This is a genomic window from Microbacterium meiriae (assembly GCF_032364335.1).
GTDB classification, from domain to species: Bacteria; Actinomycetota; Actinomycetes; order Actinomycetales; family Microbacteriaceae; genus Microbacterium; species Microbacterium meiriae.
The window spans coordinates 259,657-272,735 of record NZ_CP133984.1; the positions used below are offsets into that span (position 1 = coordinate 259,657).

Annotated in this window: 11 protein-coding genes; 8 read left to right on the forward strand and 3 right to left on the reverse strand. The window is 71.2% G+C overall.

Features of this window, described 5'->3' with window-relative positions; genetic code table 11:
- Positions 1–322 precede the first annotated feature (322 nt).
- Complete coding sequence (locus tag RI211_RS01205; protein WP_315638218.1) at positions 323–1,666, forward strand: HNH endonuclease signature motif containing protein; 1,344 nt, start codon at positions 323–325, stop codon at positions 1,664–1,666.
- An 85-nt stretch (positions 1,667–1,751) separates the two neighbouring features.
- Here RI211_RS01205 and RI211_RS01210 read toward each other — a convergent pair whose 3' ends face one another.
- The 3 genes from RI211_RS01210 to RI211_RS01220 form a co-directional block, all read right to left on the reverse strand.
- The gene (locus RI211_RS01210; RefSeq protein ID WP_315638217.1) at positions 1,752–3,353 is read right to left on the reverse strand and encodes a glycosyltransferase family 2 protein; all 1,602 of its coding nucleotides are present in this window, start codon (positions 3,351–3,353) and stop codon (positions 1,752–1,754) included.
- 129 nt (positions 3,354–3,482) lie between these two features.
- Complete coding sequence (locus RI211_RS01215) at positions 3,483–4,985, reverse strand: DUF4127 family protein (protein WP_315638216.1); 1,503 nt, start codon at positions 4,983–4,985, stop codon at positions 3,483–3,485.
- A 50-nt stretch (positions 4,986–5,035) separates the two neighbouring features.
- Positions 5,036–5,752 carry a GntR family transcriptional regulator gene (locus tag RI211_RS01220; RefSeq protein ID WP_315638215.1) on the reverse strand — a complete coding sequence of 239 codons (717 nt, stop codon included), beginning with the start codon at positions 5,750–5,752 and terminating at the stop codon, positions 5,036–5,038.
- Positions 5,753–5,879: 127 nt separating this feature from the next.
- On the opposite strand from RI211_RS01220, the gene RI211_RS01225 reads away from it, so the two are divergent.
- The 7 genes from RI211_RS01225 to RI211_RS01255 all read left to right on the forward strand — a co-directional run bounded on the left by RI211_RS01225 (position 5,880) and on the right by RI211_RS01255 (position 13,027).
- Complete coding sequence (locus RI211_RS01225; RefSeq protein ID WP_315638214.1) at positions 5,880–7,169, forward strand: ABC transporter substrate-binding protein; 1,290 nt, start codon at positions 5,880–5,882, stop codon at positions 7,167–7,169.
- Between the two features lie 10 nt (positions 7,170–7,179).
- The gene (locus RI211_RS01230) at positions 7,180–8,148 is read left to right on the forward strand and encodes a carbohydrate ABC transporter permease (protein ID WP_187662998.1); all 969 of its coding nucleotides are present in this window, start codon (positions 7,180–7,182) and stop codon (positions 8,146–8,148) included.
- On the forward strand, positions 8,135–9,001 hold the full coding sequence (locus tag RI211_RS01235) for a carbohydrate ABC transporter permease (protein ID WP_085604539.1): 867 nt from the start codon (positions 8,135–8,137) through the stop codon (positions 8,999–9,001). Before RI211_RS01230 ends, RI211_RS01235 begins: the two co-directional genes overlap by 14 nt.
- On the forward strand, positions 8,998–9,681 hold the full coding sequence (locus RI211_RS01240) for an N-acetylmannosamine-6-phosphate 2-epimerase (protein ID WP_315638213.1): 684 nt from the start codon (positions 8,998–9,000) through the stop codon (positions 9,679–9,681). The genes RI211_RS01235 and RI211_RS01240 overlap by 4 nt, the downstream gene beginning before the upstream one ends.
- On the forward strand, positions 9,678–10,589 hold the full coding sequence (locus RI211_RS01245; protein WP_187663000.1) for an ROK family protein: 912 nt from the start codon (positions 9,678–9,680) through the stop codon (positions 10,587–10,589). Before RI211_RS01240 ends, RI211_RS01245 begins: the two co-directional genes overlap by 4 nt.
- 71 nt (positions 10,590–10,660) lie before the next feature.
- On the forward strand, positions 10,661–11,284 hold the full coding sequence (locus tag RI211_RS01250) for a PadR family transcriptional regulator (protein WP_187663001.1): 624 nt from the start codon (positions 10,661–10,663) through the stop codon (positions 11,282–11,284).
- Positions 11,285–11,329: 45 nt separating this feature from the next.
- On the forward strand, positions 11,330–13,027 hold the full coding sequence (locus tag RI211_RS01255) for an ABC1 kinase family protein (protein ID WP_315638212.1): 1,698 nt from the start codon (positions 11,330–11,332) through the stop codon (positions 13,025–13,027).
- Positions 13,028–13,079: the final 52 nt, after the last annotated feature.

Genomic DNA, 13,079 nt, shown 5'->3' on the forward strand with positions numbered 1-13,079 from the left:
ACTCGTTCCACCCGGGCGGCGACCTGGTCTCGCTTGTCGCGGATTCCGACCCTCATGTTCCTGCGGCGCAGTTTGCTGCGGACGACGCCGGTCGCGTAAGTGCGGTCAGCCCGCAGCGCGAGGGACCGAGGTCATGACCGGGCGGCTCCACCTCCTGCCGCACCGCTCGACACGGCCCCGTGATCTTTCCCGCCGCGACTGCCGCCCGGCCCCGCTCTTCGACGTGTAGGGGCGGGCAGGAGGAGCGGCAGACCGCGGCAGAATGCCGGCATGCATTCGAACATAACTTCGAAAGTCGGGGCCTGACGAGATAGAATGAAGCATGTCGAAAACGTCCGGACTGCGCGAGGCGATGGATCGCCTCGACGAGGCGTGGGGCGCCGCGGGCGATGTCGCCGAGCTCTCCCGCGTGCAGCTCGTCGAGGTGGCCGACGCGATCGGACTTCTGCAGCGCCGGCTCGATGCGATCCACGTCGACGTGGCCGCCGGCATCGCTCGGGAGTCGCGCGCGGAGCTCGGGGCCGACAGCTTGGCGAAGCAACGCGGGTACCGCACGGCGGCGAAGCTCATCGCCGCGACGACGGGCATCTCGACGGGGGAGGCGCAGCGCCTGGTGAAGGTCGGAGAAGCGACCGCGCCGCGGAGCGATCTGCTCGGCGCGCCGCTGCCCGCGCGGTATCCGCTCCTCGGGGAAGCACTCGCGTCGGGTGTGCTCGGAGCGCCGGCGATCGGTCTCCTCGTCGCTCTCCTCGATCGCTGCCGCGTGGCCGCCGGTGTGGAGCGCATCGCCGAGGCGGAACGCGTGCTGACCGCCGCAGCCGAAGGGCTCGAGCTCGATGCGGTGCGCAAGCTCGTCCTCCGCGCCGAAGCGTGGCTCGACCCCGACGGCGTAGCGCCGCGGGCGGAGGAACAGCGCGGTCGGCGCGGACTGCGCATCTTCGAACGTGACGGCATGGTGCATCTGCACGCGCAGCTCGATGCCGAGTCCGCTGCGCCGGTCGTCACCGCGATCCGCGGGCACGTGTCTGCCGTGTTCGCCGCCCGCCTCGAAGCCCCCGATGCGGAGTCGCCCGACGCGGATCGGCGCTCCGTCGCGATGATCCAGGCCGATGCGCTGTCCCTCTTCTGCGCGCACGCGCTCGGGTGCGAGGGCGATCGGGTGCCGCTCGCCGGGGCGACGGTGATCGTTCGGGTATCGCTGGACGATCTGCAGGCGGGAACCGGGTCGGCGACGGTCGACGGGCTCGACCAGGTGATCGACATCGGCGCCGCGCGGCGGATGGCGGCCAGCGGGGGCGTCATCCCCTGCGTCCTCGGCGGTGCGAGCGAGGTTCTGGATTGGGGCCGCGAGAAGCGCCTCTTCACCCGAGCCCAACGGCTGGCCCTCGCCGAACGGGATGGCGGGTGCGCCATGTGCGGGCTCCCGCCCGGGATGACGAAGGCTCACCACCTCCGCTGGTGGCAGCGAGATCGAGGTCCGACCGATCTCTCGAACGGGATCCTGCTCTGCGAGACCTGCCACCACCGCATCCACGACAACGGGTGGGAGATCGTGATCGAGGGTTCCGGCGTGACCGGCCGACCGTGGTTCCTTCCGCCGCGGTGGGTCGACCCGCAGCGCACACCGCGGCTGGGCGGACGGGCGCGCTTCGATGTCGCAGCGTGAGTGGGCCGCGCCTGCTCGCGGTGGTGGGTGTCGGGGTCACAGCTGGTCGGCGCCCGAAGGGAGGGGGCGCGCGACGCTCGGTCTGTCAGCGGCGAAGTCGGGAGCGGACGCGGCGGGCGGCTCGTGCGAGGGCGTCGCGCCAGGCGCCGCCCGGCCACTCGCGGCGCAGCCGCAGGCTGCCATCCTCGTTCCGTACGAGCTCGACCCGACGGCCCGCGAGAAGCGGGGACCTGCCGAGGTGTGCCGTCACGTCCGGCGCCGCTGTCAGCGGGGCGGTGAACATCCACCCGGCGTAGCGGACGGCGACGGTGAGGTCGGCGTCGCGAGCGCCGTCCTCACGGAACGCCTTCATCGGGTCCAGGGCGATGGGCACCGCGTCGAGGCGCTTCGGGCGTCGGCCGCCGATCTTGCGCTCCGAGCCTGCCGTCGACTCCGGCGCCTGTCCGGGGGTCGGCGTATCCCGCGCGACGAGGTCGACGCGGTCAGCGCGACGCTCCTTGCGAGCGTTGAGCAGCCCGGAGGGGAGGTCTTCGGTCGCCGACGAGGGCAGGGAGACCAGCCGGTCGGCGGAACCGACGGTCTCGAACACGAACGCCTCCTCGCCGTCCCGGAGCAGACGGACGCGCACGGTGAGCTGCAACCCGCCGCGCGACCAGCGCGCCGCGGTCACGGTGGCCGTGCAGGTCGTGTCCGCCTCGAACGCGGCGAAGGCGAGCAGGTCATCCCGGCGGTCGGCGCGCAGCAGAGCCGCCCGGATGCGCTGCGGGAACGACAGCCCCGCATCCACGCCGGGGCCGAATCGACGCTGCGCGAGCGGCACCACCACGTCCAGCAGGCGGTCGCGGTACTCCGTCGGGTACTTCACCATCCGTCGTCCGGCGATCCGGTTGAGGATCTTGCCGCGGAACCAGTGCCGCAGCAGCCGGTCGCGCACCTTCCCGGGCTCCGTGTTCGCCTCGACGACATCGAGCACGGTCTCCAGGTGCGGGAAGTACGACTCGGGGTCGATGCGCGACGAGCTCGCACTCCCGGGCTCCTTCACCCACGCGTAGCAGGGCTCGCTGGCGAGCACCGAGATCGTGTCGGCGGCGAAGTACGCCTGCATCACGAACAGGTGGTCCTCGAGTCGCACCTTGCCATCAGGGAAGCGGATGCCGTGCTCGCGGAGGAACGCCGTCCGGAACATCTTGTGCGGCGTCAGCATCTCCAGGATCGGGTCCTCGCCGAGCACCGCGTGCGGGATGTCGCGCTGGAAGATCTTGGCGGGCAGCTTCCGTCCGATGCCCACCTCCTTGCCGACCACGACGTCCGACCCATGCTCATCGGCGTAGTCGCACAGCCGCTCGAGTGCGCGCGGATACAGCCAGTCGTCCTGGTCGACGAACTGCACGTACGTCCCTCTGGCCTCCTCGACGCCGCGGTTGCGCGGAGTGCCGGGCCAGCCGGAGTGCGGCAGCGACAGCACCCGTACATGAGGGCGATCCTTCGCGATGCTCTCCAGCCGCGCGGCCGTCTCCTCCCCGGAGCCGTCGTCGCAGAGCAGGACCTCGAAGGCCTCCCGATCCAGCGTCTGGGCGTCGAGCGAGGCGATGAGGTCGTCGAACGACGCCTTCGGCCGGAACACCGGCACCACCACACTCACCCGCACTCGGCTGCCCGCCGCCTCGTGCCCGGTCGTACTGCTCATGGACGCCGTCCCCCCTGTGGTCGTACCCGGCTCGAATCTCCCCCGCCGGAGGTTCCAGCCAACCATCCCTTCCTGTGGAGCGCGCCAGGCTCGCGGCGGTCGCGGGTGTATGCCGGCGCCGCGGAGGAGTCAGCGCAGGGTGAGACCGATCTCGAAGGAGCGCCGCCAGGGGAGGGTCAGCTCCTCGATCCGCACGTCGTCGGCGGGCAGCATCGACTCCAGCAAGCCCGTCAGCTCGGCGCGGATGACGCGCTCCGCCGTCGCGACCTGCGCGTCGTCGGCCATCGGATAGATGTCAGGGAAGAGGGACGGCCCCGCATCCGTGCGCACCACGGCCTGGTAGGCGAAGTCGTCGAGCAGCCGGGTCAGCAGGGCGATCCGCGCGGCGCGGTCGTCGAAGGAGCCCGAGGCCCGACCGACGACGCCGGCGGCGGCCACCGCGACGACGCTGCCGAGCGTGTTCCCGGCGGTGTTCCACCCGCCGAAAGCCTCCAGGCGGCCGAGCAGTCCGGCCTCGGCGAGCGCGCGCACGAGCGCCTCGTCCGCGCCGTTCGGGTACCGCACATCCGCCAGGGCGACGTGCTCCCCGGCGTCCAGACGCTCCCGCACGAGAGCGACCGTCCCCGCGACGGCGTCCGCATCGACGACCTCGGGCCGCCCGCGGAACATGTCGTGCCGGTCGGGGTCGGGGGCGTGCAGCACGAGGGTGACGTCGCCTCCGGTGGCGACCTCCTCGGCGCCGGCCGCGCGGATCTGCCGGCTCGCCGACGCCGCGAGCGACATGTTCTCGTAGGGCGGGACGCGCTCGATGCCGTCGGCGTCCGCGCAGGCCACCGAGAACGAGGCGGTCACCCCGGCGTTCGCCGCCAGGGCCCGGGCGACGAGCGCGGCGCCCACCTCGTCGGCCCCCGGGTACATCAGCACACGCCGGCCCGACGGCAGCATCCGCATCCAGTGCCGGAGCCACACCTGCTCTGCGCTGCCCGCCGCGAAGGGGGCGGTGTCGTCGGCGGTGATCGCCAGGAAGTCGAGGGTCTCGTCCTCCACGAGGCCCAGCGTGGAGAGGTTCACGATGTGGTTGCGCAGCCGCCGAGACGAGTAGTCGGAGACGACCGCGGCGGGCACCGGAGTCAGGTCGTCGAGCGGCAGCACCTCGGTCTCACCGAGCAGTCGGTGCGCGTCGCCGCCGAGTGCGTGGATCTCCTTGCCGTGCTCCGTCCAGTAGGTCGGCTCCTCGGCGGCGGAGTAGGAGTTGCTCGCGCGGGTCACCAGCGACACCGCCGAGATGGGCAGATCGGGCCGCATCCGCCGCACCTCGCGCAGCACGTCGAGGCGCGCCAGCACGTCGCGGGTGGTGTCGTCGCTCGTGCGGCTCGCGATGAGCCCGCCGTAGAGGAGCATGTCCACCGAGACGACCAGGTGCACCGTCGCGGGGTCGGCCGCCCGCTCCCGCAGCCACCCGCCCAACGCGTCGGCGTCGCCCGCGGTCCGGTACGAGGGGAGGATCTCGGCGGGCGGGACGTCGAGGGTCACTCCGGCGACGGCCGCGACGTCGCCCGGGAGCTTGACGTTCACCGGCCGATCGTCGAGGGGGAGCAGCGCGATGCGCGGGCGGAGGGTCGGGTCGGACACGAGGAGCCTTTCGTCGGTGAAGGGGATCGCAGGTCGGGAGTCGTCGGGGATCAGGGACGGGCGATGGAGACGAGGTACGAGTAGCGGTCGCCGCGGTACACCGACTCGGCGTACTCGATCGGGCGGCTGCGGGCGTCATAGGTCGTGCGCTTCACGAGGAAGGCGGGGGAGAACGGCGGCGTCTGCAGCGCGGCGGCCTGCTCCTCGTCGAGCACGACCGCGTGGATCTCCTGGTCGGCGCGCACGGCGGTGATGCCGAACCGGGTGCGCAGGTCGTCGTAGAGCGAGTCGCCCACGATGCCGTCCTCCAGACCCGGCACGGTGTCGGCCGCGATCGAGCACACCTCCAGGCAGATCGGGATGTCGTCGGCGGTCCGGACGCGGCGGATCCGCACGACGGGGGACTGCGGGCTGAGGTTCAGGGCGTACCCTGCGGTCTGCCCGGCCGCCGCGGTGCCGACGTCGACGGAGAGGGAGCCCGGTCGCATGTTCCGGGCGAGCATGTCCTCCGAGAACGAGGTCAGCTCGAAGGCCTTGCTGATCCGCGAGGCGCTCACGAACGTGCCCGCCCCCTGGAGCCGATACACCAGTCCGTCCCGTTCGAGCTCGTCGAGGGCGCGACGCACGGTCTGCCGGTTCACCTCGAGCGACTCCGCGAGCTCGCGCTCCGTGGGCAGCTTCTCGTGGGGTGCGAGCCCCTGGTCGATGACCTTCTCCAGATGCCGCCGCACGCGTTCGTGCTTCGTGACGCCCTCGATCGCCGACATGATTCCCCCTCGTTTGGACTAACCCAATCTTGACGATCACCCCGGTTTGTGTCAATGTCTCCTCTCAGCGGTTCTTAATTGGTCTATTCCAATCCTTTGCACGGTCAACGATGAGCGGAGAATCCCCATGCACGTGAAGCACAACATGCGCCGGCGCGTCCTGGTCGCCGGGGCGCTGGGCGCGGCGACGGTCGTCGCCCTGAGCGGCTGCGCCGGTGGCGGCGGCGACGCCGACGGCCCCACCGAGATCACGTTCTCGTACCTGTGGGGCGGGGAGGAGGCGAAGGCGCTGGAGGCGATCATCGCCGACTTCAACGCCAGCCAGGACGACATCGTCGTCAAGGGCGTCTCCAGCCCCGACACCCAGAAGCAGCTCACGTCGATGTCGTCGTCGAACGGCTCCTTCGACATCTCCGACAACTTCGGCAACACCGTCGGCGCCTGGGCCTCGAAGGGCATCCTCGCGCCGCTCGACGACGCGATCGCCGCCGAGGACATCGACGTCGACGACTTCGTCCCGAGCGCCATGGAGCAGATGACCTACGACGGCACGATCTACTCGCTGCCGATCGCGATCCACAGCTTCCAGCTCCTCTACAACCCGCAGCTGCTGGAGGAGGCCGGGGTCACCCCGCCGACGACGATGGACGAGCTCGCCGCCGCCATCCCGAAGCTCACCAAGAAGGACGCCTCCGGCAAGATCACGCAGCTCGGTCTCGGCTCGGCGAACGACAGCACCACCCTCACGACCCTCGGCTACGCGTTCGGCGGCAGCTGGGACGGCGAGGACGGCCCGACCCCCGCGGAAGACGGGAACCTCGAGGCCCTGCAGTGGTACCAGGACAACGTGATCGAGCCGGTCGGCGCCGATGCCATGGCCACCTTCGTGTCCGGACAGGGCGAGTACCTCTCCACACAGGACCCGTTCTTCAGCGGCCAGGTCGCCATGATCATCGACGGCGAGTGGCGGTCGGCCAGCGCCGCCAAGATCGCCCCCGACTTCGAGTGGGGCGTGACCGCGATCCCCGCCGCCTCGCCGGACCTGGAGAACAGCACGCAGGTCACCGCGAGCACCCTGTTCATCCCCGCGAACTCGAAGCACAAGGAGGAGGCGGCCACCTTCCTCGCCTACCTCGTGAGCGACGAGCCCATGGAGAAGTTCGCCGTCGCCCTCGGCAACCTCCCGGGCCGCTCCTCCCTCGCCGGCAGCGCCGCGTTCGACGAGCTGCAGGACTTCGGTGTCTGGGCGGAGGCCGCGTCCTCCCCGAACGCGAAGTCCCTGGCCAGCCGTCCGTACAGCGCCGAGTACGCGACGGACCTCGCGACCGCGTTCGACGAGGTCGTGCGGCTGACCGCCACCCCGGAGGAGGCGATCGCGACCGTCGAGGAGCGCATGGCCTCCTACGCCTCGAAGTGAGCCGGTCCTCGTGACCACGGCAACAGCACCCCGGGTCCGGCAGGAGAACGCTCCTGCCGGACCCGGCGCTCCCGTCCGGCGGCGCCGCAGCCGCCGGACCACGCTGATCGGCCTGGCTTTCGCGTCGCCGTTCATCGTCGGCTTCCTGTTCCTGTTCGCCTATCCGATCGCGGCGTCGGCGTACTACAGCTTCACCGACTTCAACCTGTTCCAGGCGCCCGAGTGGGTGGGGCTGGACAACTACACCCAGATGTTCGCCGACGGAGTGTTCTGGAAGTCCCTCGCCAACACGGCCGTGCTCACGGTGTTCGGCGTGCCGCTCGCGATCGGCATCGCCCTGGCCGGTGCGCACCTGCTGAACACCCCGGTGCGGGGCCAGCCGCTGTATCGCGCGCTCGTGTATCTCCCCTCGATCGTGCCGGTCGTCGTCGGCGGCTACCTGTGGCGCTGGCTGCTGAACGCCCAGTACGGCTTCATCAACCACTTCCTCTCGTGGTTCGGCATCGAGGGGCCGGCCTGGCTGCAGCAGCCGGAGTGGACGAAGCCCGCCATCATCCTCATGTCGCTGTGGACCGTGGGCGGCACCATGATCATCTACCTCGCCGCCCTGCAGGAGGTGCCGAAGGAGCTGTACGAGGCGGCCGAGCTCGACGGCGCAGGCGCCTGGCGCCGATTCACCAACGTCACCTGGCCCACGGTCTCCCCGGTCACCCTGTTCCAGGTGATCGTGAGCATCATCGGATTCCTGCAGATCTTCACGCAGCCGTACATCCTGTCGCAGGAGCGCCTCAACCAGGCGGGTTCGGGCCCGGGGCAGTCGATGCTCTCGTATGCGATGTACCTGTACCAGAACGCCTTCGTGTTCCTGAAGATGGGCTACGCCTCCGCCATGGCGTGGACGCTGTTCATCGTCACGCTCGTCGTGAGCCTCATCGTGCTCGCGACCTCGAGGAAGTGGGTCCACGATGGCGCACGCTGACATCTCCGCTCCGGTGCGCCGCCCTCGTCGCACCCGCCGCACGCTCCGCCGCGTCCGGCAGCAGATCGCGGTGACGCTGCTCGCGCTGCTGTTCCTGTTCCCGTTGCTGGTGATGCTGTCGACCGCGTTCAAGACGCCAGGCGACGTGTTCTCCTCCCCGCCCACCCTGCTGCCCGCCGAGTGGACCACGGCCAACTTCGCCGAGGCGTTCGCGCAGATCCCGGTGTGGCGCTACCTCGCCAACACCCTCTTCGTCTCCGGCATGAGCATCCTCGGCACGGTCATCTCGTGTCCGCTCGTCGCCTACGCCCTCGCGAAGGTGAAGTGGCGCGGCGCCCGACCGCTCCTGATCCTCGTGCTCGCCACGATGATGCTGCCGCCGCAGGTCACGCTGATCCCGCTGTTCCTCGTGTGGAACGGGCTGGAGGCGACCAACACCTACCTCCCGCTCATCGTCCCCGCGTTCCTGGGCACGCCGTTCTTCATCTTCATGATCCGGCAGTTCCTCCTCGCGGTACCGGACGAGCTCATCGAGGCCGCCCGTCTGGACGGCGCCTCGGAGTTCCGCACCTACGCGACGATCGTCCTTCCCTTGGCGCGTCCGGCCATCGTGACCGCGGCGATCTTCCAGTTCGTCTGGGCGTGGACCGACTTCCTCAATCCCCTCATCTACCTCAACGACCAGTCGACGTACACGCTGTCCATCGGTCTGTACGCCTTCTTCGGGGAGAACGACGTGGCCTGGGGGCCGCTCATGGCTGCGTGCGTGATGTTCACGCTCCCGGCCGTGGCGATCTTCCTCCTCGGTCAGAAGTTCTTCATCGGCGGCGCCAGTGCAGGAGCCCTCAAGTGACCCACGATCCCCTCGCTCTCCTCCGCGGCCGGCTCGTCGCCTCGGTCCAGGCGTCCACGGGCGCCCCCGCCAGGGACACCCACGTCATCGGTGCGCTCGCCGAGTCTGCGCTCCTCGGCGGCGCGAGCGGTCTGCGGCTCAACGGGCCGGACGACATCCGCCGGGTGCGTCCGGTCACCGACGTGCCGATCATCGGACTCCACAAGATCTGGAACGGCGTCCGCAACGTCATCACCCCGGAGCTCGCGCTCGCCACGGGGCTGGCGGAGGCCGGGGCCGACATCATCGCGGTGGACGCCACGACGGAGCAGCTCGGCACGGACTTCCGGCTCATCGGGGAGATCGCCGCGGCGACGGGGCGACCGGTGATGGCCGACGTGTCGACGGTCGCGGAGGGCGAGCGCGCGTGGGCGGCGGGAGCGGCGGTCGTCGGCACGACCCTGTCCGGCTACACCCCGCACTCGCCGCGCCAGGACGAACCGGACCTCGACCTCGTGGCCGCGCTCGCCGCCGCGGGGATCCCGGCCATCGCCGAGGGGCGCTACCAGACCCCTGCGCAGGTACGAGCGGCCTTCGATGCCGGAGCCTTCGCCGTCGTCGTGGGCGGGGCGATCACCGATCCCATCGCCCTCACCCGCCGCTTCGTCGCCGCGACGCCGGCCGCCACGGAGCGGGCGTGATCGTCGGGGTCGACATCGGCGGCACGAAGGTCGCCGTCGCCGGGTTCCGGCAGGAGCCGGACGGCGGGCGCCGTCGCGTCACCGCCGTGCGCACCCTGTCCACTCCGGCCAGGGAGGGCGGCGAGGCCATCGTGCGGGCGGTCGTCGATGCGATCGACATGGTCCGCGGTGCGGAGCGGGTCGCGGCGGTCGGTGTGGGCACCGCCGGGGTCGTCGATCAGGACGGCGGCATCACCTCGGCGACCGATGCGATCAGCGGCTGGGCGGGCTTCCCGCTGCGCGCGGCGCTCATCCACGCCCTCGATGTGCCGGTGGCGGTCGTGAACGACGTGCACGCGGCGGCGGTCGCGGAGGCCGCGGCAGGGGCGGGTCGGGGAGCGTGCGGGCTGTTGATGGTCGCCGTCGGCACCGGCATCGGCGGAGCCGTCGTGCTCCCGGACGGTCTCCGCGCGGGCGCGACCGGCACGGCGGGGTCGGTCGGGCACACCGAACTGGCACTCCCTCTGGAGCTGGCCGGGCGTCGCTGCGGCTGCGGAGGAGTCGGACACGTCGAAGCCGTCGCCTCCGGCCCCGGGCTGGAGCAGACGTACCGGGAGCGCACGGGCACGGCGCTCACGCTGCGGGAGGTGGACGCGGCCGCTCGCGCCGGTGACGCGGTCGCCGAGGAGGTGATCGCGGAGGGGGCGCGGTTCCTCGGTCGCGCGCTGGCCGGGGCGCAGGCGCTTCTCGACGTCGAGGTCATCGCGGTCGGCGGCGGTGTGGCGGCCATCGGGGAGCGCTATCTCGCCGAGGTCGCCCGCGCCTACCGGGCGGCGGCGATGCCGGGCCCGACGGCAGCCCGCGTGCGACCCGCGGAGCTCGGGATCGATGCGACCGTCACCGGGGCTGCGGTGCTCGCGCCGGTCTGAATCCGGATTCCCACCCCGCGTTCAGCGGTAACGATATATCGTTGAGTATCGTTCACGACTGGGAGGTCATCATGAACAACGCATTCCCCTCCACCCCGTTCGGCGGAAACAGCAACGGCAGCAACAGCGGCGATTTCGTCGGCGGCCTCGGCAATCTCTTCGGCGGCTCGCAGGGTCCGGCCGGAGCGCTGTTCGAGGCGATGGACCAGCTGCGCAAGTCGTTCGAGTCGCGCCCCTCCGGCGGATCCCGCATGGCCCGCGGCGACGTGCGCGCCGCCGTCCTCTCGCTCCTCGTTGAGCGACCGATGCACGGCTACCAGATCATCAACGAGATCGCCGAGCGCAGCGGCGGCACCTGGAAGCCGAGCGCCGGTTCCGTCTACCCGACGCTCCAGCTCCTCGCCGACGAGGGCCTGATCGAGGCCGAGGAGCAGAACGGCCGCAAGACCTACGCCCTCACCGAGGCCGGCCGTGCCGTCGCCGCGGAGAGCACCGAGACCCCGCCGTGGGTGCCGTCCTCCGACAAGGACCGCAGCCGCGACGCCCGCTACAGCGCCCTGCCCAAGGCTGGGGTCGACCTCGCCGCCGCGGCCGCGCAGGTCGGGCGCAGCGGCTCGCCGGAGCAGGTGCAGCAGGCCATCGAGGTGCTCGATGAGGCCCGCCGTAGGCTGTACACGATCCTCGCCCAGGACTGACCGCGTCGTGCGGCGTCCGGCGCGGAACGGCGGAAGGATGACGCGATGACGGCAGCGGCGGCGCAGGGCCCTCACCGAGCCCGGTACCGCCGCATCCTGTCCTTCGCGAGCCGTGAGTTCGTGGCGATCTGGTGGTTCGAGCTCGTCCTTCCGCGGTTCGGGCTGCGTGGTGTCGCCGAGCGTACCCGCGCCCGCCGCATGCAGCGGTTCGCGCGGCGGTTCCATGCGCTCGCCGTCGATCTCGGCGGCCTCATGATCAAGGTCGGGCAGTTCATGTCCTCGCGCCTCGACGTGCTGCCGCCCGAGATCACGGCGGAGCTGGAGGGGCTGCAGGACGAGGTCCCGGCCGTGCCCACGCCGCAGATCCGGGCGCTCGCGGAGGCCGAGCTGGGCATGCCGCTCGAGCGTGTGTACACCTGGTTCGACGACACCCCGGTTGCGGCCGCATCCCTCGGCCAGGTGCACCGCGCCCGCCTCTCGTCGCTCGATGCCGAGGACACCGGGCTCGACGAGGTCGTGGTCAAGGTGCAGCGCCCTGGCATCGACGAGATCGTCGCCGTCGACCTCGCCGCCCTCCGCCGGGTCGCGCGGTGGTTGACCCGGGTCCGGATCGTCGCCGACCGGGTGGACGCCCCCGCCCTCGTCGAGGAGTTCGCCGTGACGAGCCTCGAGGAGATCGACTACCTCCACGAGGCCCGCAGCGCCGAGCGGTTCCGCGAGAACTTCGCCGACGACCCGCGTGTGGCCGCCCCCGAGATCGTCTGGGAGCGTACGACCCGCCGGGTGCTCACGCTGTCCGACGTGACCGCGATCAAGATCAACGACACTGCGGCTCTCCGAGCGGCAGGCATCGACCCCTCCGCGGTCGCGGATGCCTTCGCCGAGGTCATGTTCGACCAGGTCTTCACGCACCGGTTCGTGCATGCCGACCCGCACCCCGGCAACATCTTCGTCACGCCGGTCCCTTCGACGAGCTCAGGGACCCAGGGCGGCTTCCGGCTCACGTTCATCGACTTCGGCATGATGGCCGAGGTCTCCGACAACCTCCGGCAGGGACTGCGGACGCTGCTCATCGCGGTGACCGCGCGGGACAGCCGGGGCCTGGTCCGCGCCGCGAAGGAGATCGGCGTGCTCCTGCCGACCGCCGACACCGGCGAGCTGGAGCGGGCGCTGACCGCCCTCTTCGCGCGCTTCGGGGGGATGGGCTTCGCGGAGCTGAGCCGCGTGGACCCGCGGGAGTTCACCGACTTCGCCGAGGAGTTCGGCGACATGGTGCGCCGGCTCCCGCTGCAGCTCCCCGAGGACATGCTGCTCCTCATCCGGGCCGTGTCCCTCACCTCCGGCATGTGCAGTGGCCTGAATCCTGCGTTCAACGTGTGGGACGCGGCCGAGCCGTATGCCGCGCGGCTGCTCCGGGACGAGTCCGGCACCCTCATGCAGGACATGGCGGAACAGGCGATGGCGAACGCGGCCACGACCTGGCGGCTCCCGAAGCGCATCGACGACATCATCACCCGCGTCGACGACGGCAATGTGTCCTTCGACACCTCCCGACTGGAGCGGCGGCTCGACCGGCTGGAGGGCATCGCGCGACGGATCGCCTCCGGGGTCCTGTTCGCGGCGATGCTCGTGGGCGGGGCGCTGCTCGTCGGTCCGCTGCCCCCGCTGGGCATCACCCTGCTGTGGGTGTCGGTGCTGCCGCTGCTGGGCGCCCTCTTCCTGGGTCGCCGCCGCCCCCGCTGACCCCGCGCTGACCCCGCGCTGACCCGCCCGACAGCCCCGCGAGAACAGGCGC